The sequence below is a fragment of the Parvibaculum sp. genome (assembly GCF_049651025.1).
Taxonomy (GTDB): Bacteria; Pseudomonadota; Alphaproteobacteria; order Parvibaculales; family Parvibaculaceae; genus Parvibaculum.
This window is the reverse complement of the sequence record NZ_JBASBH010000074.1, coordinates 1-26,606: the sequence shown is the minus strand read 5'-3', so window position 1 is coordinate 26,606 and position 26,606 is coordinate 1. Positions and strand designations below refer to the sequence as shown.

The window sequence follows — 26,606 nt, the reverse complement described above, 5'->3', positions numbered from 1 at the left end:
TTGCTTGATAGCGCAGAGGCCATGACGCCATTCATCGGTGCGCTGGATGAGCTTGCCGCCGCATCGACGGATGGCAATCCGCTTTTCGAAGCGGCAACGCTTGCTGCTGCCATGACGCATTTGCAGAGCGGCGGGCCGGTCAATGTGGCGCTTGTCTGGAAGACGGGTGCCGATGATGCCGCACGGCTTCTGATCGGTGCCTTTCCTTATCAGGCGCGGCGTTTCTATCTCGGGCTGCCTATTTCCGTCTGGTCGATCTGGACGCATATTCACAGCTTCATCGCGACGCCGCTGGTGCGCGCGGGCCATGAGCGGGATGCGATCCGCAGCTTCATGAATTTCGCCGACCGCTCGGGCGCGCCGCTTATGCGCTTCCCGCTGTTTCAGGCCGACGGCGCTTTTGGCCCGGCGCTGGCCGAGGTGCTTGGCGAGCGTGGGCGCGCGACTGTCGAAACGGGAAGCCATGAACGCGCCTTCCTGAAATCTGATCTCGATGGCGAAGCTTATCTCGCTGCGCATATGCGCAAGAAGAAGCGCAAGGAATATAACCGGCTCTGGAACAGGCTGGCGGAAGCGGGCGAGCTGAAATTCGAGACGCTGGATAGAGATTTCAATCTCGGCCAATGGCTTGATCAGTTCTTTGCGCTGGAGCGCAGCGGCTGGAAAGGCAAACGCGGGACGGCGCTTGCCGAGCGGGACAATGAACGCGACTTCTTTGAAGTCATGTGCCGCAAGGCGCATGAGGCGGGGAAGTTTCACGCCGCCCAGATCACGCTCGACGGGAAGCCGCTGGCGATGCTGGCGAGCTTCATCTCAGGCGGCGGCGCCTTCAGTTTCAAGATTGCCTTTGACGAAGACTATGCGCGCTATTCGCCCGGCGCGCTTTTGATGATGAAGGTCATCGGCGCATTCCATGACGATGCGCGGATCGCATGGGTGGATAGCTGCGCGATCCCGAACCATCCGATGATCGATCATATCTGGGCGGAGCGGCGCGCCATGCGCGAAGTCAACGCCGCAACCGCACACATGTTGAGCCCTTATCTCATCGCGTATTCGAGCGACATGACGGGTGCGGTTGAACGCGCCTGGGCTGCGATGCGCAAACTTTACCATCGCCTGCGTAAGGAGGTTGAGCGTGACTGATCTCGTGAAAATCGAACCCGGCACAGTCGGCGCGGAAATGCCGACAGCCACATTCCGCCTGAAGCATCAGCTTGCCGATCATCCGCTGTTCAAGCTCGACCGCTTGGCGCGGCTCGCGGCGACGCTGCCTGCCGATCAGGTGGAGTTCAATGGCCCGGTGCAGTCGAACCAGGACCCGAAGCTGACGCCGCAAAACGGCCTGAGCGCGGAAGAGACGGTGCGACGCATCGAGGAATGCCAGTCCTGGATGGTCATCAAGAATGTCGAGGCTGACCCAGAATACAAGGCGTTGCTCGATGCATGTCTGGATCAGGCGGCGGCGCAGACAGGCGGCGTCATGGGCGGCGCGAAGAAGCGACAGGCCTTCATCTTCGTCACCTCGCCGAACAACGTGACGCCGCTGCACATGGACCCCGAATATAACTTCCTGCTGCAGGTGCGCGGCACGAAGCGCATGTCGCTTTTCAATCATGAGGATCGCGGGATCGTCACCGAGGAGCAGCTTGAGCTTTATCCGGGCAAGCACCGGAACCTGCCTTACCGCGAGGATTTCGAAGCACGGGCGACGCAGCAGCATCTGGAACCGGGCGACTCGATCTTCGTGCCGCTCTTCGATCCGCATTGGGTGCAGAATGGGCCGGAGGTTTCGGTGTCATTCTCGATCACATGGCACACCGACCATTCGCTGCGAATGGTGAAGCTCTCTTATGTGAATGCCGGTTTGCGTCGGCTCGGTATGCCGCAGGCGACGGTCGGCACGCATCCCGCGCTCGACACGATCAAGGTCGCGGCCTATGACGTCGCGCGGTTCGGCTATGACGCGATGAAGCGCGTTCTGGGCGGGCGGCAGAAGGCTGTTGCGCTGGTGTTCGGGCGGAAGGCTGTGGCCTAAGCAACCCGCGCCGGGCGTGCCGGATATTCCTCGATCACGCTATCGGTATAGCGGCGATAGCGGCGCAGGTTGACGCGCGTGAGCAGGATGCCGACGCGGCGTCCGCTGGCGGCCGAAAGCATTTTTAATACACGAGCGACGACACGGCGGCTGGTGCTTGACCAGCGTGTGACGAGAACGGTGACGTCGACGATCTTCGTCAGCACCTGCGCATCGGCAGCGGCCATGGCGGCGGGCGAGTCGATGATGACGAAGTCATAAGTCTGGTCGAGCGCCTTCAGCACCCATTCCATTTGCGACGAGGCGAGCGCGGCTGTCGGATTCGGCAGCGGGCCGCCCGCCTGCATGACATGGGCGTAGCTGCCGAAATCCTGACGGATGACCTGACCGAAATTGGCGCGACCGGTGAGGAGTTCCGACAGTCCAGCCTGTTGCGGCATGCCAAGCGTCAGATGTACGCAAGGCGCGCGCATATCGGCATCGACAAGGATCGTGCGATAGCCGCCCATGGCAAGAACGCGGGCGAGGCTTGCCGCCGTTGTACTTTTGCCCTCGCCCTTATGCGCTGAGGTGATGAGCACGGTGCGGGCGCGGCGATTACCGACGCGGGCCAGCATGACGCTGCCTTGCAGGCCGCGAATGGCTTCGGCGTAGAGACCCAACGGTTCGCGCACGACCTCGGCAGCAGGCCCGCCCGGTGAGCGGCCCTCAAGCTCGGGGATGAGGCCGAGGAAGGGCGTGCCGGTGATGCGCTCGATCTGCTCGGCGGTGCGGAAGCCGCGTGAGAAGACTTCGGCAAAGACACTGATGATGAGCGCGAGGAACAGACCGGCGAAGATGGCGAGCGTCAGCACCGCGCCTTTCTTTGGGAATGTTGGTTCGGAAAGTTCTTGCGCGCGCGAGACGATGGCGGCATTTGCGGTGCGCGCATCGGCTTCGGCGCGGGCATTCGCTTCCTCGTAGCGCTTCAGGAAAGATTCCAGCAGCGAGCGATTGGTGGCTGCGTCGCGTTCGAGCGCGCGAAGCTGCACCTCATCCTGATTGAGCGCGCCCATGCGCGACTGAAGCTTGACGAGGCTGGCGCGCAGCGAGGCGGCACGGGCGCCTGCGACGCGGGCGTCGTTCGCAAGGCCCTGAATGATCTTGTCGACTTCCTTGCCGATCTGGCGATCGAGGTCGGCGAGGTTCGCCTGCGCCTCGACCATCTTGGGATGCGAGGGAAGGAAGGTTTCGGACATCTGCGCGATCTGGGCGCGAAGGGCGACTTCCTGCTGGCGCAGGCTTTGAATCAGCGGCGACTGAAGGACGGCGGCGGCTGAGTTTACTGAATTGCCGGATGCGATGAGGCTGCGGGCGTTTTCAAGTTTCGCTTCGGCTTCCGCGCGGTCGGCCTGCGCTGCGGAAAGCTGCGAGTTGAGATCTGTGAGCTGCTGCTGGGGAACTGTGGAGCCGTTGGTAAGGAAGAGGCCGGAATCGCTGCGGAATGCTTCGACGGCAGCTTCGGAGCTTTGCACCTTGGCGCGCAGATCCTCGATCTGTTGCGCGAGCCACTTTGTCGCCTGACGATTGATGCTGTTCTTCTGCTCGATCTGCTGGGCGATATAAAGCTCAGCCAATCGATTGGCGAGCAACGCGGCCATGCGCGCGCTTGTCGATGTGAACTGGATCGCGACGACGCGCGACGTGCCTTTCTGATAGACGCTGAGCTTGCTCAGAACGCGATCGATGATGGCGTCTTCATCGGGAATGCCAGCTCGGCGGCCGAGCAAGCTGCCCATGGTGCTCTTGCCGAGAGCCGGATTGAATTCCGGCTCGTCGTTGAGCTTCAGATCGGCGATGAGGCGCGAGATGAGCGAGCGCGATGTGAGGATCTGGATTTCGCTCTGCACCGTTTCGGCATCGGGCGGCGTCGGGGCGCTGCTGGCATCGAAGGTGGAGATTTCACCGGTACGCGTGGAAAGCAGAACGCGCGTCTCGACCGTATAGGTCGGCGTCACCGTCATGATCCACAAAAGCGCCAGCGCCATGAAGGCGATGAAGGCGATGCCGATGAGTTCCTTGCGCGCCCAGATGCCGCGCAAGAGCTCCCACGGCGATATGTCGCCCGCACCCTGGACATCGGGAGCAGGGCGGCGGCGATCGCCAAAACTTACGTTTGGGGTGCTCTGAATATTGCTCATGCGCTCCGCCCGCACGGAATGCGGGATTTGTGTCCGCATGGAGTAGACGGTGTTTTGGTAACGAAAGATTTAACGTTGCGGCATCCAAACGCCGAAATGTGAGGCCGGGCCGCAAGATGGCCGATCGGTGCCGCCAATTGCACGCCCGCCGGTTGCGAAAAATTAACCACTCAGGGCCTACCTTCGGACAACGCGGGACATATCGAGGATCGTCTGCCCATGGCTCGTCACGCCATTGCTTTTCTATTGCTTTGCCTGGGTGTCGCAGGGAGCGGAATTGCGGGCTGCGCGTCGCGCGCGCCGGTCGGCGAAAGGCCGATTGCCGATGCGAACGAGCCCTATCAGCTCGACAGCGGCGACAAGCTGCGCGTGACGGTTTTCGGCCAGCCCGATCTCAGCGGCGAATTCGCGGTGGACGGGAGCGGCAGCATTGCCATTCCGCTCATACCGCCGGTTGCAGCGCGCGGCCTCACCACAAACGAACTTCAGGCAAGCATCGCCGACGCGCTCGGACGCACGCTGCTGCGCAATCCGAACGTCAGCGTTCAGGTGACGGAGTTCAGGCCCTTCTTCATTCTGGGCGAGGTGATGAAGGCGGGGCAGTATCCCTTCGTCAACGGAATGACGGTGCAAAGCGCTGTCGCAATCGCAGGTGGCTTTTCCTATCGCGCCAGACAAGACACGGTGCATGTGACGCGTAAACGCGGCGACAAGCTTATCGAGATCGATGTGGATGCCAGCGCGCCGGTGCGCCCGGGTGATACAATTCTCGTCCAAGAGCGGTATTTTTGATGAGTGATGCTCTGATCCCGTCGCCGTCGATGCGGATATTGCACGTCTTTCGCGCGCCGCTTGGCGGGCTTTTTCGTCATGTCTGCGATCTGGCCGAAGGGCAGCGCGGGGCAGGGCACAAGGTCGGCGTGATTTGCGGCGATGCGCCCGACGATCCCGTTTCGATGATGCGCCTGCGCGAACTCGCCAAACATTGCGAGCTTGGTATCCGTGTTCTGCCGATGAACCGCATGCCCGGCATTGGCGATGCAGCGAACATGCTGCGTCTGATGTCGCATGTGCGTCGCGTCCGGGCCGATGTGGTGCATGGGCACGGCGCAAAGGGCGGTGCTTATGCGCGCCTGATGCCGCGCTTCGTCGGCGGATTGCGTGTCTACACGCCGCATGGCGGCGCGCTGCATTTCGACCGGCGCAACATGCAGGGCTTCGTGTTTCTGGCCGCCGAACGGCTGATGCGCCAGCGCACCGATGGGCTGATCTTCGAGTCGGATTTCGGACTGCGCACATTCATCAAGAAGATCGGCGATCCGGCGACGTCATCGGCTGTCATCCATAATGGCGTGAAGGAAGATGAATTCGCGCCAGTTGAGCAATCTTCCGATGCTGCGGATTTTGTGTTTATCGGCGAATTGCGCGAGCTCAAGGGCATCGGAACGCTGATTGACGCAGCAACGCTGGCGGGACACGAGATTCATTTGCGCATTGTCGGCTCGGGAGCCGAACGTGCGAAGTTTGAGGAAATGGCAAGCAGCGCGCCGTCGCTTGTTCGCATTGAGTTCATGGGGCCGATGCCCGCGCGCAAAGCCTTTGCGCTTGGTCGCATTGTCGTCGTGCCCTCGCATCATGAATCCCTGCCTTACGTCGTGCTTGAAGCCGCCGCAGCCGGTATGCCGGTCATTGCGACGCGCGTCGGCGGCATGAGTGAGATTTTCGGGGCCGATGCCTCCAGCCTGATTTCACCACGCGATGTCGGCGGATTGGCTGACAGGCTTCGCCATGCGATCCACCATCCCGATGAAATGGCGGCGCTTGCCGAACGGTTGCGGGCGAGGGTGCGTGCCGAGTTTTCGGCAAGGCAGATGGTGGATGGCGTCGTCGGATTTTATCGCCGCCTGCTTGATGCCCGCATCGTAAGCTCTGTCGAGCATGACGACGAAGAGAGCGCAGGCGCTGAAGGAGTTCCTTCATGAGCGAGGGAGCCGAGCGGCGTGAGGGCATGAGCGCGGCCGCAAGCGATGCGACAGCAGGCATGAGCGACGGCTTGTCGCCGCACCGTGAAGGCCGCATGCATGGTGCAGCGCCGACACAGGAACGCCGCGCTCCGATCGTTCCGATGATTTCGCCTGCCGTTGTTCAGGGCTCGGTGCGGATCGCCGATGCGGTGCTTGTCGCCCTGACAGGATTTCTGCTGTTTCACGGCTATCTCGGCGAGGATGCCGGGACTTTGGGCTTCGTCTACTATCCGACGATCATCTGCGGCGCGTTGCTGACAGTGCTCAGCTTCCAGTTCAGCCGTCTTTACAGCATACCGGTGCTGCAACAGACGCTGCTGCAGATTGGCCGAGCGGGCATGGCCTGGAGCATTGTCTTCGTTACGCTCGCGCTACTGGGGTTCCTGCTGAAGATCGGCGGCGAATATTCGCGCGTCTGGTTTGTCGGCTGGTACGTTTGCGGCCTCGGCGCGATCCTGCTGATGCGCGGCGGCATTTCGGTGCTCATCCGTCACTGGATGAAGACGGGGCGTCTGGAGCGTCGTGTCGTCATCGTCGGCGGCGGCGAGCGCGGATTGCGGCTCATTGAAGCGCTGCGGGCATCGTCCGCGACGGATATCAAGATTTGCGGTGTATTCGATGATCGCGGCTTTCAGCGCGTGCCGGAAGAGATCGCGGGATATCCAAAGCTCGGAACGGTGGATGAACTGGTGCGCTTTGCGCGCTCGAACCGGATCGACCTTCTGGTCATGGCCTTGCCGCTGACGGCAGAGCGCCGTGTGCTGGAAATGATGCGCAAGGTCTGGGTGCTGCCGGTCGATATTCGCCTGTCGGCGCTTGATGCGCCGCTGCGCATGACGGCGGGCACTTATTCCTATGTCGGCAATGTTCCGTTCTTCAATCTCTACGACAAGCCACTGTCCGACTGGGACTATGTGCTGAAGCTGCTGGAAGACCGGGTGCTTGCGGCGATTTTTCTGCTGCTGCTTTCGCCGCTGTTTCTGATGATCGCCATTGCCATCAAGCTCGACAGCAAGGGGCCGGTGTTTTTCAAACAGCGTCGCTATGGTTTCAACAATGAACTTGTCGAGGTTTACAAGTTTCGCACGCTGAAGCATGCGCAGGCGGACGCCAATGCCGACAAGCTCGTATCGGCGGGAGACGACCGTGTGACGCGGGTCGGGCGTTTCCTGCGCCGGTCGAGCTTCGACGAATTGCCGCAATTCATTACGGTGCTGAAGGGCGATATGTCGATTGTCGGTCCGCGCCCTCATGCGATCCTCGCCAAAGCGGGCGACGAGCTTTACGGCGACGTCGTCGACGGTTATTTCGCTCGCCATCGCGTGAAGCCGGGCATCACCGGCTGGGCGCAGATCAACGGCTGGCGCGGCGAGACGGATACGCGCGAGAAGATCCAGCGTCGTACCGAACACGATCTCTACTACATTGAGAACTGGTCCCCCCTGTTTGACCTCTACATCATCGCGCGGACGCCGCTGTCGATGCTGAAGGGCGAGAACGCATTCTGAGGGGCGGCGTCATGGATGGATGGTTTCCCGGCGAGCAGAGCAACAGGGCGGCACCTGCAAAGCCGTTCAGCTGGAGCGAGCGCCTCGGAGACGCGCTGGTCTTTGTCGTCGTGCTGTCGAGCTTCTACCAAAAGAGCACGCCGGGCGTGAGCCAGCCGGTGCTTTTCGATCTCGTTCTGATCGTCTGCATGGGCGTCTTCTTTTTGCTCGGGCTTAAATTTCCGCGCGGGCTCGTCTGGCCGGTTGCGATGTGGGGCCTGGTGCTTGCGGGCTACAGCATTGGCGGCATGTCGGCGACCTATATCGAAAAGGTCACGAGTGTCTTGCAGGTTGCGGCCTATCTCGTCTGCGCCTTCATTTTCTTTGCAAGCTATGTGTTTGAAGCGCCGGATCGCAGGATGCGGCTGATCTTCAATGCCTATGCGATAGCCGCCTTCGTCGCTGCGTTGACGGGCATTGCGGGATATTTCGGCATGATCGCCGATGCTTCAGGCTTCACCGGCTATGGCCGCGCATCGGGCACATTCAACGACCCGAACGTCTTCGGGCCATATCTGATCGCGCCTATACTTTATCTCGGACTACGCCTCAGCACGGCGCGGAGTGCGAAGGCGCTGATGCTCGTGCCGGCTCTTGGGGTGCTGGTGCTCGCACTGCTGCTCAGCTTCTCGCGCGGCGCATGGGGCGGCTTCCTGCTGTCTGCTGCCGTCTTTGTGGGACTGACGCTCGCCACATCGCGCTCGTCCGCGCAAACCTATCGGCTGGTTGCCTTCTCGGCCTTCATGGGCCTGCTCATTATCGGCATTGTCGGCGTCGCGCTCTCGACGCCAAAGGTTCAGGAACTGTTCGAGCAGCGCGCTTCGCTCGTGCAGGATTATGACGTGGGCGAGGCAGGGCGCTTCGACAGCCAGCGCCGCGCATTTGTGATGGCGCTGGAAAATCCGCTCGGGATCGGGCCTGAACAATGGGCGATGATCAACAAGCTCGACACGCATAATGTCTATCTGAACGTGCTTGTTGCCGGTGGCGTCCTGTCGGCGCTCGGTTTCGTGGCCTTTCTCGCCATGACTTTCGTTGCGGGCAAACGAGCGATCTTTGCAAACGGGCCGGGTCAGGAATTTCTGATCGTCGCTTATGCCTGTCTTGTCGGCCACATGGTCGAGGCTTTCATCATCGACGTCGACAACTGGCGTCACCTGTTCTTGCTCTTCGGCATGGCATGGGGCGCGATCCTCGCGACAAAGGCCATGAAGGCGGCGCCTGCCCGCAGCGCAACGCGCGAGCCGCCCGTTCTCGCCTCGGGCTTCACAGGGTGATCGTGAAATCGGCGTGAATCGGCAGTCATGCGCTTCTGCATGCCGCCTGAGCGGGAGCCGAAACGGTCGATATCCGGTGATATGGGGATTTTCTTGGAGGCCACGCCCGGAATCGAACCGGGGTAAACGGATTTGCAGTCCGGCGCGTAACCACTCCGCCACGTGGCCATCCAAGGCGCGTGATATACCAACTCCCCACGCGGGGTACAATCTCAATTGCCGGTCATTTGGCCAGGATTTGGTCTCCTGGGCGCATTAAAGGAAGCCGCGACGGGGTCAATTGAGTTTGCCGGGATGGCGCTTTATAAACGCGCCGGACAAATCTGCTACTCTCCGGCCGGATCGCCCCCGGATATTGCTTCAGGAAACGCCATGACCGATTTTAACGCCGCCCGCATCAACATGGTCGAGAACCAGGTGCGCTGCAATGGCGTGACCGATTTGCGGCTGATCGCTGCGATGAGCACAGTGGCCCGCGAGCGATTCGTGCCCGAAGCGAATCGCGGCATTGCCTACATGGATGAAGACCTGGCCATAGGTAACGGCCGCCATCTCCTGCAGCCCCGTGTTTTTGCCAAGCTCTGCCAGTTTGCCGAAGTGACAGCCACGGACAAGGTGCTCGATGTCGGTTGTGCGACGGGCTATTCGACCGCCGTTCTGGCGCAGCTCGCGGCCTCGGTCGTCGGCCTTGAAGAAGATGCGACGCTTGCCGCTGCGGCCACCGCGGCTCTGGCTGAAGCTGGTGTGTCCAATGCTTCGGTCGTGACCGGCAGCCTGCGCGAGGGTGCAGCCAAACAAGGGCCCTATGAGGTGATTTTCCTCAATGGTTCCGTGCCCGTTAAGCCTGAACACCTCTTTGGCCAGTTGGCCGAGGGTGGGAGGCTGCTCGTCGTCATCGGTGGCGACCCTGTGGGGCACGCCCATCTCTTCGTTCGCGCGCAGGGAACCGTCAGCGGACGGGTTGTCTTCGACGCCAATGTCCGCGCGCTGCCCAGCTTTGAAGTCGCCGAGAGTTTCGTTTTCTGAAGGGGCTTTTTCTCTTCTCGCGCAGTTGAGTGCAATTTGCCGGTACCATAGCCAGCATGCGGCTAGGGCTTGGCCAGTTGCATCCATATATGTAAGTTGCCGGGGACGAACCGATGACACGTCGCGGAAGCGTTGAGGGGCGAAGCCGCGTTTTGCGGAGAGAATAAAGATGAAGCGACCCTTTGGGACGTGTGCGAAATTTGCTGCCCTGAACGCCGCCAGCGCGGTTGCGCTGAGCGCTTTGCTGCTTGCCTCACCCGCATCAGCCGAGAACCTGACCGACGCGCTGGCTGCTGCCTATCAAAGCAACCCCGACCTCATGGCGCAGCGCGCCCAGTTGCGCGCCACCGACGAGCAGGTGCCCCAGGCTTTGTCCGGCTGGCTTCCAACAGTGACGGCGCAGGGTTCATATGGCGCAGCGCGGAGCAGGGCGAAAGTCACCTCCAGCTCGCCGACCATCTCGCAAAACACCAACCCGCTTACCGGCGCGGTGACGCTGAACCAGAACATCTTCGCAGGCGGACGGACGGTCAACGCGACCGAGCAGGCCGAATATACCGTGCAGGCGGGGCGCAATGCGCTGACGAGCACGGAACAGAATATCCTGCTCAACACGGTCGCGGCCTATATGGACGTGATTACGAATGAGAGCGTTGTCGAGCTGAACCGCAGCAACATCGAAGTCCTGAAGCGCCAGCTTGAAGCGACCAGCGATCGGTTCCGCGTAGGCGAGTTGACGCGCACGGACGTGGCGCAGTCGGAAGCCCGCCTCAGCGGCGCGCGCACCAGCCTGACGCAGGCGGAGGCGCAACTGACCGCAAGCCGCGCCGCTTACGCAAAGATCGTCGGCCATGCGCCCGGCACGCTTGAGCGCCCCAAGCCGAACACGGAAGTGCCACAGAGCGAAGCGCAGGCGCGCGAGGCGGCGGCCAAGAACAATCCGAACGTTCAGGCAGCGCGCAACGCCGAGGCCGCAAGCCGTGCGGCGATCTCGGTTGCCAAGGGCGCGCTTCTGCCGAGCTTCGACGTGCAGGCCCAGTACCAGTACGGGCGAGAAGCGTCGAGCGGCATTAATGTCGCCGATGAATCCTCGATCGTCGGTGTACTGACTGTGCCGCTCTATCAGGGCGGCGCCGAGTATTCCCGCGTTCGTCAGGCAAAGCAGCTTCACAGCCAGTCGATGATGGAGATCGCCTCCGCACAGCGCGCCGTGGATGAGAATGTCCGCAACGCCTGGGAAGCCGTTCGCTCGGCACGAGCCAGCATCATCTCCAGCGAGGAGCAGGTAAAAGCCAATGAAATCGCGCTGGAAGGCGTGAGGCAGGAGGAGCAGGTCGGCTCCCAGACGACGCTCGACGTGTTGAACGCCGAGCAGGAACTGCTGAATGCTCGCGTTACGCTTGTGACGGCGCAGCGGAACCAGGCCGTGGCCGAATATGGCCTGCTGGCAGCAACGGGCCAACTCACGGCCAAGCAGCTTCAGCTTCCGGTAAAATACTACGATCCGGCGGAAAATTATGACGATGTCCATTACAAGGCCATCGGCTTCGGTACCGCTCAGGACGAATAAAACGTTTCGGCTTTCATCTGGCGGCGCGATTGTTGGCTTTGCAGTCAACTTCTCCTAAGCTTTTGTCAGTTAAAGATATTGCATTCGCGACCGTCAGGATGAAGGCATGAGCAACCAAGGCCCGGCACAGGAACCGACGATGGAGGAGATTCTTGCCTCCATTCGCCGGATCATCTCCGAAGATAGCGGGGGCAAAGATGAGGCTGCGGACGCCGCGCCGCCGCCTGAGCCCGCCTATGAGGATGAGCTGGAGGAATATGAGGAGCTGGCAGCGGAGCCAGAGCCTGTGCACACGCCCCAACCCGAGCCGGAGCCGCTGCCCCTTTTCGAGGAAGAGGATATCGTATTCGACGAGGAAGAGATTCTCGAACTCACCGAACCGCTTGAGCCCGAACCTCTGCCTGAGCCCGTGGCACCACCGGAACCCGAATATGTTCCAGAGCCAGTGGCAGCCTATGCCGAGCCTGCGCCCTATCAGCCGGCTCGCCATGAACCCGAACCTGAATATATCGAGCCCGAGGAAGATATTGCCTTTGAGGAGCCTGCGATGAGCACTCAGCCGACTTATGGTTCAACAGCCCCCGCCGCAGGCCCGGCATCCAGCCTCCTGTCGAACGACGCGGCAAACGCCACATCCGCTGCTTTCGGCACGCTGGCCAGCACTTTGGTAACATCGTCGGGCGGCTCCAAGACGCTGGAAGACCTGGTCGCCGACATTCTGCGGCCGCTTCTGAAGCAGTGGCTGGACCAGAACCTGCCGACCCTGGTCGAGCAGCTCGTACGCGAGGAAATCGAGCGCGTAGCGCGTCGGCCCCGCTAAGACCTTAACGTTTTAATCGACGGTCACGGCGGCGCCCCCAAGGCGCCGCCGATTTCGGCGTTTTGGGCGCTTGCCGTAGAGGCCCGCCCCGTGCTGTAAGACGGGACGCGCCAGCCCCCTCTGAACAGGCACAAACCTATGCTCGACAAGACTTTTCGCCCCCAGGACGTGGAAGAACGCCTTTATCGCCAGTGGGAAGAAAGCGGCGCTTTCCAGCCCGACCCCGCGCGTGCCGCGGCCGGAGCGCCCTCCTATTGCATCGTCATCCCGCCGCCGAACGTGACCGGCAGCCTGCATATGGGCCACGCGCTCAACAATACGTTGCAGGACCTGCTGATCCGCTTTGAGCGCATGCGCGGCAAGGACGTGCTCTGGCAGCCGGGCCTCGACCATGCGGGCATTGCGACGCAGATGATCGTCGAGCGCCAGATGGAGGCCGAGGGCAATGTGCGCCGCCGCGATCTGGGCCGCGAGGCGTTTCTCGAGCGCGTCTGGAAGTGGAAGGCCGAGAGCGGCGGAACGATCATCGACCAGCTTCGCCGCCTTGGCGCGTCCTGCGACTGGAGCCGCGAGCGCTTCACGCTGGATGAGGGCCTGTCGAAAGCGGTGCTCAAGGTCTTTGTCGAGCTGCATCGCGATGGGCTGATCTATCGCGACAAGCGCCTCGTCAACTGGCACCCCGAATTGCAGACGGCGGTTTCCGATCTCGAAGTCGAGAACATCGAGGTCAAGGGCCACTTCTGGCATTTCCGCTATCCGCTGGCCGACGGCAAGACGGTTCGCTATGCGAGCGAGTTCGACGAAGAGGGCCAGCCGACCGCCTGGGAAGATCGCGGCTATATCATCGTCGCAACGACGCGGCCTGAAACGATGCTGGGCGATACCGCCGTCGCTGTGAATGCGGAAGACGAGCGCTACAAGCATCTCGCGGGCGCGTTTGTGGAACTGCCGCTGGTTGGTCGCCGCATCCCGATCGTCTTTGACGAGCACGCGGATCCCGAGCAGGGTTCGGGCGCGGTGAAGATCACGCCTGCGCATGACTTCAACGACTTCGAGGTCGGCAAGCGCCACAACCTTCCGCAGATCAACATTCTGACGCCGGATGGCAAGATCAACGATGAAGCGCCGCAAGCCTATCGTGGGCTTGATCGCTTCGCCGCGCGCAAGCAGGTTGTCGCGGACATTGATGCGCTCGGTCTTCTCGACAAGATCGAAGATCGCAAGATCATGGTTCCCTATGACGAGAAGTCGAAGCTGATCGTCATCGAGCCCTATCTCACCGACCAGTGGTATGTGGACGCGGCGACGCTCGCCAAGCCCGCCATCGAAGCAGTGGAGAAGGGCGACACGAAATTCGTTCCGAAGAACTGGGACAAGACTTATTACGAATGGATGCGCAACATTCAGCCCTGGTGCATTTCGCGTCAGCTTTGGTGGGGCCATCGTATTCCGGCCTGGTATGCGCCCGACGGTGAAATCTTCGTCGCCTATGACGAGGCGGAAGCGCAGGCCGCCGCCGACAAGCATTTCGGTCACAAGGTTGAACTGCGGCGCGATGAAGACGTGCTTGATACGTGGTTCTCGTCGGCGCTCTGGCCTTTCTCGACGCTGGGTTGGCCCGACGATACGCCGGAACTGAAGCGCTATTACCGGACCAATGTTCTCGTCACGGGCTTCGACATCATCTTCTTCTGGGTCGCCCGCATGATGATGATGGGCTTGCACTTTATGAAGGAAGTGCCCTTCGACGATGTCTATATTCACGCGCTGGTGCGCGACGAGCGCGGCCAGAAAATGTCGAAGACCAAGGGGAATGTGATCGATCCCCTGAAGCTTATCGATGAATATGGCGCGGACGCGCTGCGCTTCACGCTGACGGCGATGGCCGCGCAGGGCCGCGACATCAAGCTCGCAACCAATCGCGTCGAGGGCTATCGCAACTTCGGCACCAAGCTCTGGAACGCCGCGCGCTTCTGCGAGATGAACGAATGCGCCCGCGTCGAGGGCTTCGATCCCAAGGCGCTGAAGCAGAACGTCAACAAGTGGATCGTCGGTGAAGTGGCGCGTACGGCTGCGAATATCACTGCCGAGATTGAAGGTTATCGTTTCAACGAGGCCGCGGGCTCGGCCTATCGCTTCGTCTGGAACGTCTTTTGCGACTGGTATCTCGAACTCATCAAGCCGTTGCTGATGGGCGATGACGAGGCGGCCAAGGCCGAAACGCGCGCGACGGCAGCGTGGGTGCTCGATCAGATATTGCTGATCCTGCATCCCTTCATGCCCTTCATGACGGAAGAGCTGTGGGCGACGACGGCGGGCCCGAAGCGCGAAACGCTTCTCATCACCGCGCCATGGCCGGTGCTGACAAGCCTTGGCGACGAGGCGGCGGATGCCGAAATGGGTTGGGTGATCCGGCTCATTTCCGATGTGCGCTCGGTGCGCGCGGAAATGAACGTGCCCGCAGGCGCAAAGATTCCGCTGATGATAAAAGGTGCGAGTGCTGACAATCTCGCGCGACTTGCGCGACACAAGGACCTGATCGTCCGCCTCGCGCGACTGTCATCCGCCGAGGTCACGGAAACGGTGCCCGCAGGTGCGCTTCAGATGGTGCTGGACGAAGCAACGGTGCTGTTGCCGATTGCCGATGTCGTAGATCTGAAAGCTGAAACCGTTCGCCTGAAGAAAGAACTCGGCAAGCTCGACGGCGAGATCGGCAAGATCGATGCGAAACTCGGCAACGAAAAGTTCATCGCATCTGCGCCGGAGCAAGTTGTGGACGAGCAGCGCGAGCGCAAGGCCGATGCGGAAGCGGCGCGCGCGAAGCTGACGATTGCGCTGAAGATGCTGGAGGGCGCGGCTTAATTAGTCCGTTATCGCCATAAATAGCTCGATTGCCCAACGATTTCGGGTAGAGTCCTCTAGTTGGTCTGGCGGGGGCTGGGCCGTTTTTGGGGGGCGATATGAAGCACTTGGTTTTGCTCGGCTGCGCCGCATTGGCGCTGGCCGGATGCTCAACGATTGTCGAAGGCAGATCGCAGTCGATCAACATCAACACAAATCCGGCTGGCGCCGATTGCGCGTTGAAGCGCCAGGGTGGCGTTATTGGACGTGTCAATCCGACGCCGGGCGCGGCTCTGATCGAGAAATCAAAGCACGATATTTCAATCGAGTGTTCAAAAGCGGGTTATCAAACTGCCAGCTTCAACAATCACTCGGATGTCGCGGGAGCCACTGTCGGTAACGTATTGATCGGCGGACTCATCGGTTGGGGCATCGATTCGGCGACGGGCGCCGACAATAAATACGATGGCAACGTGAATATAACGCTCGTGCCGGATGTTGCTGCAACGACTCCTTCAGCCTCGCTGGCACCGACGACGCCGGGCGACAATAAATCGGCAGCGCTGACGAATTGAGTGCGAAGTTGCTGTCGGCGCTGAAGGTGCTGGAGGGCGCGGCTTAAGGGCGCTCGAGTAATCCAGTAACGTCATCCCGGGATTTATTCCCGGGATCCATGAAGCGTTGCAGCGATCAGAGAGTCAGATGGGTCCCGGGAACAAGTCCCGGGACGACACTTCTGATTGACGTTAGGCACGGGGAAAAAAAGGCGGCTCATTGAGCCGCCCCAAGTCGTTCGCTGCCGTGAAACTTACACGCTGGTTGCGTTGTCTTGCGCGCGGCGCTCGGCCATGAACTGGTCGAACTCGGCTTGATCTTTCGCACGGCGTAGGCGTTCCAGAAATTCTCCAAAAGCCTTTTGCTCCTCTTCCATGCGCTTCAGCGTCTCGTCGCGATAGGCATCGAAGGCGGAGTTGCCGGTCGAGCCGTGACGGCGAAATTTTGCGGATGAGCAGCCATAGCCGTGTTCACGCTTCCATGCCTGCATCTTTCCGCTCCAGATCAAATAGAAAAGAATTCCAAGACCGACCGGCCAGAAGAGGATGAAGCCGATCACCATGAGGGCAATCCATGCGCCTTTCGGCAAGTCGTCGAGCATTGCAACAGTGGGCATTGGCTAGTCCCCTTCGTCAGGCTCAGATTGAACGCCCGATTCAGGTAATATCGATTGCCCCCGCGTCAAGGCGTCGCAGGCCATGTGAGACTCAAAAAAACGGGCGACCCGCAGGCCGCCCATTTCACCATTGCTACGGAATTATGGGTCAGGCGTCGAAGACGATGACGGAGCGCGCGAGTTCGCCCTTTTTCAGTTCGTCGAAAGCCTCGTTGACCTGCGAGAGCTTGATGCGGCGCGAGATCATCTCGTCGAGCTTCAGCTTGCCCGACATATAGAAGTCGACGAAACGCGGCATGTCGACGGGGAAGCGGTTCGAGCCCATGACGGAGCCTTGAATGCGCTTTTCGCCAAGGAAGTCCGCGCCATGCAGCTCGATGTTCACACCGACCGGGATCATGCCGATGATGTTCGCCGTGCCGCCGCGCGCGAGCATGCGGAAGGCCTGTTCGGCGGTCTGCTTGAGGCCGACGGCTTCGAAGGAGTGATGAACGCCGCCCTTCGTCAACTCGAGGACCTGCTGCACGGGATCGCCGTCTTTCGCATTGACAACATCGGTCGCGCCGAACTGCTTGGCAAGGTTGAGCTTCGAGCCCTGCATATCGACGGCAATGATGCGGCCTGCGCCAGCAATTGCCGCGCCGTTGATTGCCGCGAGGCCGACGCCGCCGCAGCCGAGCACGGCAACGGTTTCGCCGGGGCGCACATTGGACGTGTGGATCACCGCACCGATGCCCGTCGTCACCGAGCAACCGATGAGGGCCGCGCGGTCGAAAGGCATATCCTTGCGGATCGCGACGCAGGCATGCTCGTGAATGAGCATCTGTTCGGCAAAGGACGAGAGATTGAGGAACTGGTTCATCGAGCCGACGGCATTGCCGAGGCGCGGCTCTTCATCGCTGCCGCGCTTCGTATCGGGGCTGACGCAGCGCGACATGTGGCCGGTCAGGCAATGGTCGCAATGACCGCAGAAAGCCGAGAGGCAGGTGATGACGTGATCGCCCGGCTTCACGGTGCGCACTTCCGAGCCGACCTGTTCGACGATGCCGGCGGATTCATGACCCAGCACGGCGGGGAGCGGATAGGGGTATGAGCCTTCCACGAAATGCAGATCGGAATGGCAGACGCCCGCAGCCATGGTGCGGATCAGCACTTCGTGGGGGCCGGGCTTGTTGATCTGAACATCTTCGATGGAAAGCGGGGTTCTCACCTGGCGCAGTACGGCGGCTTTCATGTTTTCGTCCTTCCCTGAGACCGGTTTTCGTTCATGTGCAAAATGCCGGATTGAAGGGATGTTGGCCCGAGGCTCCCTATATGGTCAATGTGCAAAGAGCCGCTTTGTGCCAGAATATCGGCCCGACCAACCGGAGTTGCCTATGACCGTTCGCAAAAGCCTTGCCGCTCTCGTCGCCTCGCTCGGAATGACGCTGACAATGACGGGGGCTGTGATCGCCAGCCCGACACAGGCGGCCAATTCCGCATTTGAGAGCGGCATCGAAGCCTATCGCACCGGCGATATCGCAGGCGCCGTCGGCGATTGGGAAAAGGCATCCGATGGCGGCCATCCGATGGCGGCCTATCTGCTTGGTCAGCTTTACGAGCAGGGACGCGGCGTCGAGCAATCCGCCGCGACATCGTTCCACTATTATCAGGTGGCGGCTGCCGCCGGACAGGCGCAGGCAGGCGTGAAGGTCGGCCTCATCTATCGCGATGGCAACAAGGCGCTGGGCATCAAGCGCAACTATGAAAAGGCGCTGGAGAATTTCGAGAAGGGCGCCGCGGAATCATGGCCGGAGTCGCAATATTATCTCGCCGATATGTATCGCCGCGGCCTCGGGACGCCCGCCAATCGCAGCGAGAGCATGCGCTGGTTGATCCTCGCCTCGAAGAAGCATCACGCGCCGAGCCTTCTGGAGCTTGCGCGCATTCACTTCGAAGGTGAGGGCGTCAATCCCGATCGCGTTCTGGGCTGGTCATATATCGAACTCGCCAGCCGCTTTGCGGATCAGGCTGAAGGCAAGCGCGTTAACGACGCCATGGACAAATATGGCAAGCGCATGAAGGCTGGTGAGAAGGACGAAGCCAAGAGCATTGCGGATGAATGGATGACGAAGTACGGCGCGAGCTAGAAACTCATCCGAAGATGACTTTCTCTTCGCCGAACCAGAGCGGCGATTTTGTGAAGTCGATGAACTTCGCTTCGTCTTCGAGAAGTTCGCGTCCGGCGGCCAGCGCCTCCGGCGTGCTGGCGGCGAGGTCTTCGGCGGTTGCCCACCAGAGCTGCGCGACACCGTCATAGATTGCGGGTGCATTTTCGAGCTTGCCGCCGACGCGGCTCATGCGGATCACATCGGTAGCGTCGAATGTGCCGGTGTGAAGCTGAACGTAACGCGCAATGCGCAGCGCCTTGCGATGGCGGGCGACGAGCGGCGCATGAATGTTGAGCCAATAGTGCTGAAACGCCTCGGGCGTCATGCCGGGCTTGCGGGTCAGGCAGTAGGTAATCTTTATCATCGGTCGTCCTCCCAATTTTCGTTAGAGTATCCTGATAGCAAGACCTCTGGAGTAGCTCATGCGCATAGCGGTTGGCGGATTTCAGCACGAAACGAATACGTTTGCGCCCTCGAAAGCGGACTTCGCCGCATTTGCGCAGGCGGATTCATGGCCGTCCTTGCAGCGCGGTCCGGCCCTGCTCGACACATTCAGGGGGATGAACATTCCCGTCGCGGGCTTCATTGACGCCGCGCAAGCCGCAGGACACGAGCTGGTGCCGCTGGTCTGGTGCTCGGCAACGCCGTCGGCGCATGTGACGGAAGATGCCTTTGAACGCATTACGGGCATGCTGATCGATGATCTGAAAGCGGCCGGTTCGATCGATGCCGTTTATCTCGATCTGCATGGCGCGATGGTCTGCGATCATTTCGATGACGGGGAGGGCGAGATACTTGCCCGTGTGCGCCACGTCGTCGGCAGCAAGATTCCGATTGTCGCAAGCCTCGACCTTCACGCCAACGTCACCGAAAAAATGGTCGCCAATGCCGACGCGCTGATCGCATATCGAACCTATCCGCATGTCGATATGGTGGAGACGGGCGCGCGAGCGGCAGCGCATCTCGATGCGATATTTGCAGGACTGCCGCGACAGGCAAAGGCACTTCGCAAGATCGACTATCTGATTCCGCTGACCGCGCAATGCACGTTGACCGAACCGGCTGCGCATCTCTACCGCGCGCTTGGAAACTTTGATGGCGCCGTGCTTGGCAATGGCCGCGTCAGTTCGATTTCGCTGACCACAGGATTTCCGCCCGCCGACATCAAGGATTGCAGCCCGTCGATCATCGCTTATGGCGACACGGAAGCGGCGGCGGCGGAAGCTGCCGACAAGATTGCGGCCGCTGTGCTCGCGAGTGAAAAGGACTTCCGCGAAAAGCTGTGGCAGCCGCGCGAGGCTGTCGCTTATGCGATTGCAAATTCGGCGGCGAATGGCGGCCCGATCATCCTCGCCGACACACAGGACAATCCCGGCGCAGGCGGCAATGGCGACACGGTCGGCGTGCTGGCGGAGTTGCTGGCGCAGAACGCACAACGCGCGGCGCTTGGCGTGCTCTTCGATCCGGAATCAGCGGCGCAAGCGGCAGAAGCGGGCGAGGGCGCGCATGTGCGATTGAAGCTCGGCGCGAAAACGGGCGGCGCGGATGAAAAGCCGATCGACGCGGAATTCGATGTGGTGAAGATCACCGACGGCGAATTTCTGGCGACCGGGCCGTTCTATGGCGGCTCGCGCATGTCGCTCGGCGTCACGGCGCGGCTTCGCCATGGCGGCGTCGAGATTGTGGTTGCGTCGCGAAAGGCGCAATGCGCGGACCAGCAGATGCTCCGCCATATCGGCATAGATCCGACGCGGCTTGCCATTCTCGTCGTGAAAAGCTCAGTGCATTTCCGTGCCGATTTCGGGCCGCTGGCGCGCGAAGTGCTGGTAGTCGAAAGCCCCGGCCCCAACACGGCTGATCTGGCAAAGCTGCATTACAAGCATTTGCGCAAAGGCGTGCGCGTGATGCCGGAGGGCAAGGCTTTCGCCTAGAATTCCAGTTCGGCCCAGATCGGCACGTGATCTGAGGGCTTTTCGCGGCCACGAATTTCCTGATCGATGTCGCAGGCTTTGAGGCGATCCGTTGCTTGCGGCGAAAGCAGCAGGTGATCGATGCGGATGCCCTGGCCCTTTTGCCAGCGGCCTGCCTGATAATCCCAGAACGTGTAGCGATGCGGCTCGCTGTGGCAGGCGCGAAACGCATCGGTGAAGCCGAGATTGATGAGTTCGCGCAGTTTCGCGCGGCTCTCGGGCTGATAAAGCGCATCGCCTTCCCAGGCCTTCGGATCGTAAACATCGTCCGGTGTCGGAATAACATTGTAGTCGCCGGCGAGAACCAGCGGCTCTTCGTAAGCGAGAAGCGTTGTCGCATGGCGCTTCAGGCGATCCATCCAGGCGAGCTTGTAGGTGAATTTATCCGTGCCGATGGGATTGCCGTTCGGCAAGTAGATCGACGCGACGCGCAGCACCGTCTCGCCGACCGGAATGACGCATTCGATATAGCGCGCATGATCGTCGCCATCGCCTTCTGGCAGGCCGATGGTCACGTCTTCAATGGGGCGCTTGGAGAGGATTGCGACGCCGTTATAGGTCTTCTGGCCGTGGATCGCGAGGTTGTAGCCCAGGTCCTCGATCTCTCCGCGCGGGAAGGTTTCGTCGGTAGATTTGGTCTCTTGAAGGCAGACGACGTCGGGATCGGCCTCTTTCAGCCAGTCCTTGAGATTGCCCATGCGGGCTTTAAGCGAATTGACGTTGAAAGAGGCGATTTTCATGAGGTCCGTGATCTTGATGAGGTGTGAGGAACCATAACATGACCTGGTGCCCTGAACCCATGACGCTAAAAGGGAATTGACGGACAGTCCCCCAAGGTTCAGCATAACTCATCGCTATTTGTTCGCTCTGGGGAGGGAGTGCAAATGGGTACACGGGTTGCGGCGCGTATGAGCGCCAGAACGATGGGTCGGCGATATACTTCGCCGGAAAATCTTTCGCAGCGTTGTCTTCTCTGCATTGTCGGCGTTTTGGCCAGCTTTATGGCGCTTGTGCACGGAATGATCGCCGTGCAGGGCCTTTCGGTCACGACGCCGCAGGAACTCAGCACTTATTGGCTTGTCGCTGCGCTTGGCGTCTGGGTGCCGGCTATCGCGCTTTTCGCATCGATCGTGGGAATCGTGATTCGCGACAAGATGGCCATGTCGCTATTGCTGCTGTCGCCCCTTGCCTCGATTGGCGGCTATTGCCTCTATACCTACGGGCCGACCGTCAACTTCTTCTGAGGTCAGAGCGCGAATGAGGTGCCACAGCCGCAAGAGGCTGTGGCGTTCGGATTGACGATCTTGAAGGACGAACCGATGAGGTCGTCCACAAAATCGATTTCCGAGCCTTCCAGATACATTGCCGAAACGGAATCGATCAGCACCGTCGCATTGGCCTTTTCGAGCACAAGGTCATCTGCGGCGCGCGTGTCGTCGAGCGTGAAGCCATATTGAAAACCCGAGCAGCCGCCGCCCGAAACGGAGACGCGCAGGACGACGCCTTCACCTTCGTTTTTCAGGATTTCCAAAACCCGATGTGCAGCACGATCCGTTATTGTGATCGGCTTACCGGTGCCGGGCATGATCTCGGTCAGCGTTTCGCTCATAAAAGGTCCGCTTTCACTCTGGAGCCATACTGGCTATAGCCTATCAGAGATTTAGGCATTCCGACCCTGGATTTCAAACAGAGGTTTCCTTGTCCCTTACAAACCCTGCTGCGACAGCCATTTACGCCACCCGAGCCGAGGAAAGCCGGGGCCGGCTCTTTCCCGAACCTGAAAGCGCGACCCGCACGGCTTTTCAGCGAGATCGCGACAGGATCATCCATTCCGGCGCATTTCGGCGACTGAAATACAAAACCCAGGTCTTCGTCTATCACGAGGGCGACAACTACCGCACAAGGCTCAGCCATTCGCTGGAAGTGGCGCAAATTGCCCGCTCGATCAGCCGCGTGCTGGGGCTCGATGAAGACCTCGCCGAAACGCTGGCGCTGGCGCACGACCTTGGTCACACGCCTTTCGGCCATGCGGGCGAAGATGCGCTTGATGCCTGCATGACGGGTTTTGCGGGCTTCGACCACAATGCGCAGACGCTGCGCATTGTCACCAAGCTCGAGCATCGCTATGCCGAATTCGACGGGCTGAACCTCACATGGGAAACGCTTGAAGGGCTGGTGAAGCATAACGGCCCGATCCTGACCGCAACGACGCGGGTGGAAGACCTGCCGCGCGCGCTGGTCGAATATGCCGAAACGCAGGATCTGGAACTGGCGACTTTCGCGGGACCGGAAGCGCAGGTCGCGGCACTGGCCGATGACATTGCCTATAACAATCACGACGTCGATGACGGGCTGCGCGCCGGGCTTTTCACCATCGAGGACTTGCTCGCCCTGCCGCATGTCGGCGATGCATTTCGCGCGGTCATCAATCAATATCCGGGTCTGGAAACGACGCGCGTGATCCATGAATCCGTGCGCCGCCTCATCGGCAGCATGATCGGCGATGTGATCGCCGAAACGAAGCGGCGCATCGCGGCGGCGAATCCGCAATCGGCGGCGGATGTGCGGGCGCTGAATTCGGCACTGGTCAGCTTTTCAAGCGAGATGAGCGCGCATAATGCGACGCTGAAGAAATTCCTCTTCGAGCGCATGTATCGCCACTACCGCGTCAACCGCTCGATGAGCAAGGCAAAGCGCATCGTGCGCGATCTCTTCGAGTTGCTGCATGCCGAGCCGGAGCTGCTTCCGCCTGAATGGCAGCAGGGATGCGACGGCGTGCGCGGAATGAAGACATCGCGCCGCGTCTGCGATTTCATCGCGGGCATGACCGATAAATTCGCCATCGAAGAACACAGGCGGCTGGTCAATCTCGAAGATCCGCGGGCGTAACGACGTCTGCTTCAAAGAAAATGTCACCCCGGGACAAGCCCGGAGTGACACTGTTTTTGCGGCTCGCAGCTAGTGGTGCATGCCTTCCATGCCGTCATGCGGCGCCATCAGATCGACATAGGGCGCGGGGTTCTTCAGGTCGTGCGGGCTCTGGTCGGGCTTGGGGACCTGGTTCCAGCGCACAGTCTTTGCGCCGCAAGTCTGCGTGACCGGGAAGAAGATGCGCATGACGTCCTTGTCGTCGGGCAGTTGTGCCAGAAAGACGAATTCGTCATAGCGGTCGTCGGCGAGCGAGCCGCCACTCCAGTCGACGGTCTTCACGCCTTCGGTGATCGGCTTGCCGTGAGACTTGAGCGTCTTGGCATATTTGCCGACAACGGTGGTGATCTTCCAGCCGGATTTTTCCATCGGCTTTACGGAAATGACGCCTTCGGGAATCTCGACCGAGATGCCGGTCGTCGCCGCGCCATCGCAACCATGCGGTACACGGAAGACTGCCTTGTAGTAGGAGCCCCATGACGACATGCCGGTTTCAAGCGTGATATGGGCCGATGCGGTGCCGGAAAGCGAAACAAGAGCCATGCTTGCGGCTGCGATAAGAAAGAGACGTTTCATTGGCGTTCTCCTCAAAATGATGCAGTGAAGCCGACGAAGACACTGCGGCCTTCACCGGGATAAAAAATTTCCTGTGTGGGAACGTAACTCGTGACGGTCGTATAGCTGGCGATGTAGCGCTTGTCGGTGAGGTTCCGGCCTTCGGCAAAAACACGGAGACCTTTGGTGATGTCGATGCCGCCTTCGAGGCCGAGCGTCGCGTAGCCGGGCGCTTTCTGCGTATTGGCATAATCGACATAGCCGCCATCCGGCACCCATTCGAGCTTCGGCGCTATGTCCCAGCCACTGGCGGAGCGATAGCGAAGTGCTGCAACGTAAACATGCGGCACGGCACCGGCGAGCTTGTTGTCGCCATAGGTCGCATCGCCTTCGAAGCGGAAATCGCTCCATGTATAGACCTGCTCGAAGATGAACCTGTCGCCTTCGGGCATCGCGCTGCGCAGGACGAGCGCACCGACATCGAGCGAGAGAGCGGCTTCGATGCCCTGATGAAGCGTGTTGCGTGCATTGAAGGTTGCAGCAGGAATGCTCGGGCTGGTCGTGAAGTTGACCAGCTCGTCTTCGACCTTTGCGCGATAGATCGCGACATCCCAGGCGGCAAGCCCGAGCGTGCCGCGCGTGCCCGCCTCGAAGGTCAGGGCGCGTTGCGGGTCCATCGGCGTGAACTGTGTGCCAGCGCCGAGCGTCTGTGTGAGGTCGCTCATGATCGGCGGCTCATAGCTCCGCGTCACATTCGCATAAGCCTGCGCGGCGGGGGCAATATCCCAGAGGAGGCCGAGCTTGGGACTGAGTGACGTGAAATCGGCATCGTCGCTTTTCTGAATGCCGGTTGCCGCAAGCGTCGTTTTATAGTCGCGCGTGGCGTTGATGCCTTGCAGGCCGGTCACGAGTGCGACAGTCGGCACGACATAGAAAGCATTCTCCGCATAGATCGCCGCGGTCGTCGAAATCTGCGTGCTCTCTTGAAGCAGCGCGCCGCGATTGCCGGATTTGTTGACGTAATTGTTTCCGGTCAGCGCCGTGTAACCGTAACGAACGCCCGCCGTCACGACATTGCGGTGGCCGAACAACATGCCTTCATCACTGTATCGCGTGAAGGCGCCGACATTGCTGCTGCCCTGATCGAGCACCTGATAGATCGGATGGAAGAGGGAGTGATAGCCGCCATAGACGCCGACATCGAGCTTGCCGTCGTCACCAATGGCGAAGGTGGTCTTGTTGGCGAAACGCAGCGAGCGGGCATTGCGCTGCTGGTTGCCGGTGGGTGCGCTTGTCGCGCCGACCGAGGCTGAGGTGGGGTTGGTGAGCGCCGTGTTGAGCGTCAGCGTGCCCGGCAATTCCTGATCGACTGAATTGTAGTTCAGATAGAAACGCGTCTCGGTATCGTCATTGAGGCGGTAGCCGAGATTGGCGGCAAAGCGCCCGGTCTTTTCCTTGCTGTGATCGCGATAGCCATCGGAAGTGAGGCCGGTCAGCGAGGCGAAGAAATCGACATTATCGATGATGCGCGCCACTTCGCCATGTGCGCGGATCGTGCCGAAGCTGCCGCCATCGACGCGGAAGAGGTTTTCCGCCGTCGCCGTATGGGCTGTCGGCGTGACCAGATTGATCGCGCCGCCAAGCGAGGCCGCGCCATATTGCAAGCCGTCGCCGCCGCGATAGACCTCGATATGTTGAAGGATCAGCGGATCGACTTCCTGAAAATCGCCGCTGCCATCTGCGTCATTGAGCGGGACGCCGTTCTGCAGAAGCTCGATGCTGCGCAGATGATAGCCGCGGCTGAGGCCCGCGCCACGGATCGAGAGGCGAACCTCCTGCCCATAGCGTTTGCGCGCGAATATGCCGGGCGAGAAGGTGAATGTGTCTTCAAGGTTGGCTGCGTATTTGTCCTTGAACGTGTCGGCGGGAACGATGCCGACCGCACCCGGCATGCGGGCGAGTTCGCGCTGCATGTCCTTGACGCCGGGCGAGGTGAGGGTGCCGGGCTTCGCGTTGCGCGCGTCGAGGCCTTCAAGCGGCGTCGGTTGGTCGCCCTGAACCGTGATGGGCATGAGTGCAACGGCGGGCGCTTCGTCTGCAAAAGCGGGAAATGCCGAAAAAAGCGCGGCAGCGGCCGTCGCGAGGCCGCGGTAAACGTTTCTTTTCATGTGTTTCTCTGACAGGTGACGAACGCCGGACGCGCGCGATGCGGCGTTCGACGTCAATTAAACTTCATGTGTGATGGAAGCTTGCCTGTCAGGCAGGGGGGCCGCGTGGATGAACGCTGGCAAGAAAATAACTGAAGACGGTGGCGGGTAAGGCCGGAGCCACAAAGGTGGCGAGCCAGCGCGGCGCGTCTGTCGAGAAGACGGCGATGGCGAGCGCGGCGCAATGACTGACGCAGGACGTGCAGTCGTGACGATCGACAGGAGCCGGTTTGACCGGCTTGCCGTCGGCATCGAGATAGATCTCCATCATCTCGCCGCCAGCGCAGATCGTGGTCTGCATC

General features: G+C 60.7%; 24 protein-coding genes and 1 tRNA gene. 15 read left to right on the top strand and 10 right to left on the bottom strand.

Annotated features, from left to right (window positions below; translation table 11 throughout):
• Positions 1-21 precede the first annotated feature (21 nt).
• Positions 22-1,146 (top strand): GNAT family N-acetyltransferase, encoded by a 1,125-nt coding sequence (locus WA943_RS10105; RefSeq protein ID WP_424469750.1) that lies wholly within the window; start codon positions 22-24, stop codon positions 1,144-1,146.
• Positions 1,139-2,038, top strand: coding sequence for a cupin-like domain-containing protein (locus tag WA943_RS10100; RefSeq protein ID WP_424469749.1), 900 nt, complete (start codon positions 1,139-1,141; stop codon positions 2,036-2,038). The genes WA943_RS10105 and WA943_RS10100 overlap by 8 nt, the downstream gene beginning before the upstream one ends.
• Here the strand turns inward: WA943_RS10100 and WA943_RS10095 are convergent.
• The gene (locus tag WA943_RS10095; protein ID WP_424469748.1) at positions 2,035-4,218 is read right to left on the bottom strand and encodes a GumC family protein; all 2,184 of its coding nucleotides are present in this window, start codon (positions 4,216-4,218) and stop codon (positions 2,035-2,037) included. The genes WA943_RS10100 and WA943_RS10095 overlap by 4 nt on opposite strands.
• Before the next feature lie 219 nt (positions 4,219-4,437).
• Here WA943_RS10095 and WA943_RS10090 point away from each other — a divergent pair, with 219 nt between their 5' ends.
• From WA943_RS10090 to WA943_RS10075, 4 genes are read left to right on the top strand one after another with little or no spacing between them, the layout of a single operon-like run.
• Positions 4,438-5,010, top strand: coding sequence for a polysaccharide biosynthesis/export family protein (locus tag WA943_RS10090; RefSeq protein ID WP_424469747.1), 573 nt, complete (start codon positions 4,438-4,440; stop codon positions 5,008-5,010).
• Positions 5,010-6,200, top strand: a complete 1,191-nt coding sequence (locus WA943_RS10085; protein ID WP_424469746.1) for a glycosyltransferase family 4 protein — start codon at positions 5,010-5,012, stop codon at positions 6,198-6,200. Before WA943_RS10090 ends, WA943_RS10085 begins: the two co-directional genes overlap by 1 nt.
• Positions 6,197-7,750, top strand: a complete 1,554-nt coding sequence (locus WA943_RS10080) for an undecaprenyl-phosphate glucose phosphotransferase (RefSeq protein WP_424469745.1) — start codon at positions 6,197-6,199, stop codon at positions 7,748-7,750. The genes WA943_RS10085 and WA943_RS10080 overlap by 4 nt, the downstream gene beginning before the upstream one ends.
• 11 nt (positions 7,751-7,761) lie before the next feature.
• Positions 7,762-9,066 carry an O-antigen ligase family protein gene (locus tag WA943_RS10075; RefSeq protein ID WP_424469744.1) on the top strand — a complete coding sequence of 435 codons (1,305 nt, stop codon included), beginning with the start codon at positions 7,762-7,764 and terminating at the stop codon, positions 9,064-9,066.
• Positions 9,067-9,160: 94 nt separating this feature from the next.
• On the opposite strand, the gene WA943_RS10070 is transcribed toward WA943_RS10075, so the two are convergent.
• A tRNA-Cys gene (locus WA943_RS10070) sits at positions 9,161-9,234 on the bottom strand.
• Positions 9,235-9,438: 204 nt separating this feature from the next.
• Between WA943_RS10070 and WA943_RS10065 the strand changes: the two genes are divergently transcribed.
• The 5 genes from WA943_RS10065 to WA943_RS10045 all read left to right on the top strand — a co-directional run bounded on the left by WA943_RS10065 (position 9,439) and on the right by WA943_RS10045 (position 15,898).
• On the top strand, positions 9,439-10,092 hold the full coding sequence (locus WA943_RS10065) for a protein-L-isoaspartate O-methyltransferase family protein (protein WP_424469743.1): 654 nt from the start codon (positions 9,439-9,441) through the stop codon (positions 10,090-10,092).
• A 169-nt stretch (positions 10,093-10,261) separates the two neighbouring features.
• A complete protein-coding gene (locus WA943_RS10060; RefSeq protein ID WP_424469742.1) occupies positions 10,262-11,662 on the top strand; it encodes a TolC family outer membrane protein in 1,401 nt (466 codons plus the stop codon).
• A 106-nt stretch (positions 11,663-11,768) separates the two neighbouring features.
• Positions 11,769-12,482 (top strand): DUF2497 domain-containing protein, encoded by a 714-nt coding sequence (locus WA943_RS10055; protein WP_424469741.1) that lies wholly within the window; start codon positions 11,769-11,771, stop codon positions 12,480-12,482.
• Positions 12,483-12,620: 138 nt separating this feature from the next.
• The gene (locus tag WA943_RS10050) at positions 12,621-15,344 is read left to right on the top strand and encodes a valine--tRNA ligase (protein ID WP_424469740.1); all 2,724 of its coding nucleotides are present in this window, start codon (positions 12,621-12,623) and stop codon (positions 15,342-15,344) included.
• A 107-nt stretch (positions 15,345-15,451) separates the two neighbouring features.
• On the top strand, positions 15,452-15,898 hold the full coding sequence (locus WA943_RS10045; protein ID WP_424469739.1) for a hypothetical protein: 447 nt from the start codon (positions 15,452-15,454) through the stop codon (positions 15,896-15,898).
• Between the two features lie 233 nt (positions 15,899-16,131).
• Here the strand turns inward: WA943_RS10045 and WA943_RS10040 are convergent, their stop codons facing one another.
• Both WA943_RS10040 and WA943_RS10035 read right to left on the bottom strand, forming a co-directional pair.
• Complete coding sequence (locus tag WA943_RS10040) at positions 16,132-16,494, bottom strand: DUF2852 domain-containing protein (RefSeq protein WP_424469738.1); 363 nt, start codon at positions 16,492-16,494, stop codon at positions 16,132-16,134.
• A gap of 148 nt (positions 16,495-16,642) precedes the next feature.
• Complete coding sequence (locus WA943_RS10035) at positions 16,643-17,728, bottom strand: Zn-dependent alcohol dehydrogenase (protein WP_424469737.1); 1,086 nt, start codon at positions 17,726-17,728, stop codon at positions 16,643-16,645.
• Between the two features lie 142 nt (positions 17,729-17,870).
• Between WA943_RS10035 and WA943_RS10030 the strand changes: the two genes are divergently transcribed.
• Positions 17,871-18,623 carry a tetratricopeptide repeat protein gene (locus tag WA943_RS10030; RefSeq protein WP_424469736.1) on the top strand — a complete coding sequence of 251 codons (753 nt, stop codon included), beginning with the start codon at positions 17,871-17,873 and terminating at the stop codon, positions 18,621-18,623.
• A gap of 4 nt (positions 18,624-18,627) precedes the next feature.
• Here WA943_RS10030 and WA943_RS10025 read toward each other — a convergent pair whose 3' ends face one another.
• Positions 18,628-19,008, bottom strand: a complete 381-nt coding sequence (locus WA943_RS10025) for an EthD domain-containing protein (protein WP_424469735.1) — start codon at positions 19,006-19,008, stop codon at positions 18,628-18,630.
• A 58-nt stretch (positions 19,009-19,066) separates the two neighbouring features.
• On the opposite strand from WA943_RS10025, the gene WA943_RS10020 reads away from it, so the two are divergent.
• A complete protein-coding gene (locus WA943_RS10020) occupies positions 19,067-20,575 on the top strand; it encodes a M81 family metallopeptidase (protein ID WP_424469734.1) in 1,509 nt (502 codons plus the stop codon).
• Here the strand turns inward: WA943_RS10020 and xth are convergent.
• Entirely contained in the window at positions 20,572-21,354 is a 783-nt protein-coding gene (gene xth, locus WA943_RS10015) for an exodeoxyribonuclease III (RefSeq protein WP_424469733.1), read from the bottom strand. The genes WA943_RS10020 and xth overlap by 4 nt on opposite strands.
• Positions 21,355-21,498: 144 nt before the next feature.
• Here xth and WA943_RS10010 point away from each other — a divergent pair, with 144 nt between their 5' ends.
• Positions 21,499-21,858, top strand: coding sequence for a hypothetical protein (locus WA943_RS10010; RefSeq protein ID WP_424469732.1), 360 nt, complete (start codon positions 21,499-21,501; stop codon positions 21,856-21,858).
• A gap of 2 nt (positions 21,859-21,860) precedes the next feature.
• Here WA943_RS10010 and erpA read toward each other — a convergent pair whose 3' ends face one another.
• Positions 21,861-22,223, bottom strand: coding sequence for an iron-sulfur cluster insertion protein ErpA (gene erpA / locus WA943_RS10005; protein WP_424469731.1), 363 nt, complete (start codon positions 22,221-22,223; stop codon positions 21,861-21,863).
• An 89-nt stretch (positions 22,224-22,312) separates the two neighbouring features.
• On the opposite strand from erpA, the gene WA943_RS10000 reads away from it, so the two are divergent.
• A complete protein-coding gene (locus WA943_RS10000; protein WP_424469730.1) occupies positions 22,313-23,503 on the top strand; it encodes a deoxyguanosinetriphosphate triphosphohydrolase in 1,191 nt (396 codons plus the stop codon).
• 69 nt (positions 23,504-23,572) lie between these two features.
• Here the strand turns inward: WA943_RS10000 and WA943_RS09995 are convergent, their stop codons facing one another.
• From WA943_RS09995 to WA943_RS09985, 3 genes are all read right to left on the bottom strand, one after another.
• Positions 23,573-24,118, bottom strand: coding sequence for a YcnI family protein (locus WA943_RS09995; RefSeq protein ID WP_424469729.1), 546 nt, complete (start codon positions 24,116-24,118; stop codon positions 23,573-23,575).
• Between the two features lie 11 nt (positions 24,119-24,129).
• Positions 24,130-26,265 (bottom strand): TonB-dependent receptor family protein, encoded by a 2,136-nt coding sequence (locus WA943_RS09990; protein ID WP_424469728.1) that lies wholly within the window; start codon positions 26,263-26,265, stop codon positions 24,130-24,132.
• Between the two features lie 88 nt (positions 26,266-26,353).
• Positions 26,354-26,606 (bottom strand): hypothetical protein (locus WA943_RS09985; RefSeq protein WP_424469727.1); only part of this gene is annotated, 253 nt, incomplete at its 5' end.

Excerpts from the sequence above, each read along its gene's own strand:
- WA943_RS10105 (WP_424469750.1), top strand. The coding sequence starts at position 22 with ATGACGCCATTCATCGGTGCGCTGGATGAGCTTGCCGCCGCATCGACG.
- WA943_RS10095 (WP_424469748.1), bottom strand. The coding sequence starts at position 4,218 with ATGAGCAATATTCAGAGCACCCCAAACGTAAGTTTTGGCGATCGCCGC.
- WA943_RS10090 (WP_424469747.1), top strand. The coding sequence starts at position 4,438 with ATGGCTCGTCACGCCATTGCTTTTCTATTGCTTTGCCTGGGTGTCGCA.
- WA943_RS10085 (WP_424469746.1), top strand. The coding sequence starts at position 5,010 with ATGAGTGATGCTCTGATCCCGTCGCCGTCGATGCGGATATTGCACGTC.
- WA943_RS10080 (WP_424469745.1), top strand. The coding sequence starts at position 6,197 with ATGAGCGAGGGAGCCGAGCGGCGTGAGGGCATGAGCGCGGCCGCAAGC.
- WA943_RS10075 (WP_424469744.1), top strand. The coding sequence starts at position 7,762 with ATGGATGGATGGTTTCCCGGCGAGCAGAGCAACAGGGCGGCACCTGCA.
- WA943_RS10065 (WP_424469743.1), top strand. The coding sequence starts at position 9,439 with ATGACCGATTTTAACGCCGCCCGCATCAACATGGTCGAGAACCAGGTG.
- WA943_RS10060 (WP_424469742.1), top strand. The coding sequence starts at position 10,262 with ATGAAGCGACCCTTTGGGACGTGTGCGAAATTTGCTGCCCTGAACGCC.
- WA943_RS10055 (WP_424469741.1), top strand. The coding sequence starts at position 11,769 with ATGAGCAACCAAGGCCCGGCACAGGAACCGACGATGGAGGAGATTCTT.
- WA943_RS10050 (WP_424469740.1), top strand. The coding sequence starts at position 12,621 with ATGCTCGACAAGACTTTTCGCCCCCAGGACGTGGAAGAACGCCTTTAT.
- WA943_RS10040 (WP_424469738.1), bottom strand. The coding sequence starts at position 16,494 with ATGCCCACTGTTGCAATGCTCGACGACTTGCCGAAAGGCGCATGGATT.
- WA943_RS10035 (WP_424469737.1), bottom strand. The coding sequence starts at position 17,728 with ATGAAAGCCGCCGTACTGCGCCAGGTGAGAACCCCGCTTTCCATCGAA.
- WA943_RS10030 (WP_424469736.1), top strand. The coding sequence starts at position 17,871 with ATGACCGTTCGCAAAAGCCTTGCCGCTCTCGTCGCCTCGCTCGGAATG.
- WA943_RS10025 (WP_424469735.1), bottom strand. The coding sequence starts at position 19,008 with ATGATAAAGATTACCTACTGCCTGACCCGCAAGCCCGGCATGACGCCC.
- WA943_RS10020 (WP_424469734.1), top strand. The coding sequence starts at position 19,067 with ATGCGCATAGCGGTTGGCGGATTTCAGCACGAAACGAATACGTTTGCG.
- xth (WP_424469733.1), bottom strand. The coding sequence starts at position 21,354 with ATGAAAATCGCCTCTTTCAACGTCAATTCGCTTAAAGCCCGCATGGGC.
- WA943_RS10010 (WP_424469732.1), top strand. The coding sequence starts at position 21,499 with ATGGGTACACGGGTTGCGGCGCGTATGAGCGCCAGAACGATGGGTCGG.
- erpA (WP_424469731.1), bottom strand. The coding sequence starts at position 22,223 with ATGAGCGAAACGCTGACCGAGATCATGCCCGGCACCGGTAAGCCGATC.
- WA943_RS09995 (WP_424469729.1), bottom strand. The coding sequence starts at position 24,118 with ATGAAACGTCTCTTTCTTATCGCAGCCGCAAGCATGGCTCTTGTTTCG.
- WA943_RS09990 (WP_424469728.1), bottom strand. The coding sequence starts at position 26,265 with ATGAAAAGAAACGTTTACCGCGGCCTCGCGACGGCCGCTGCCGCGCTT.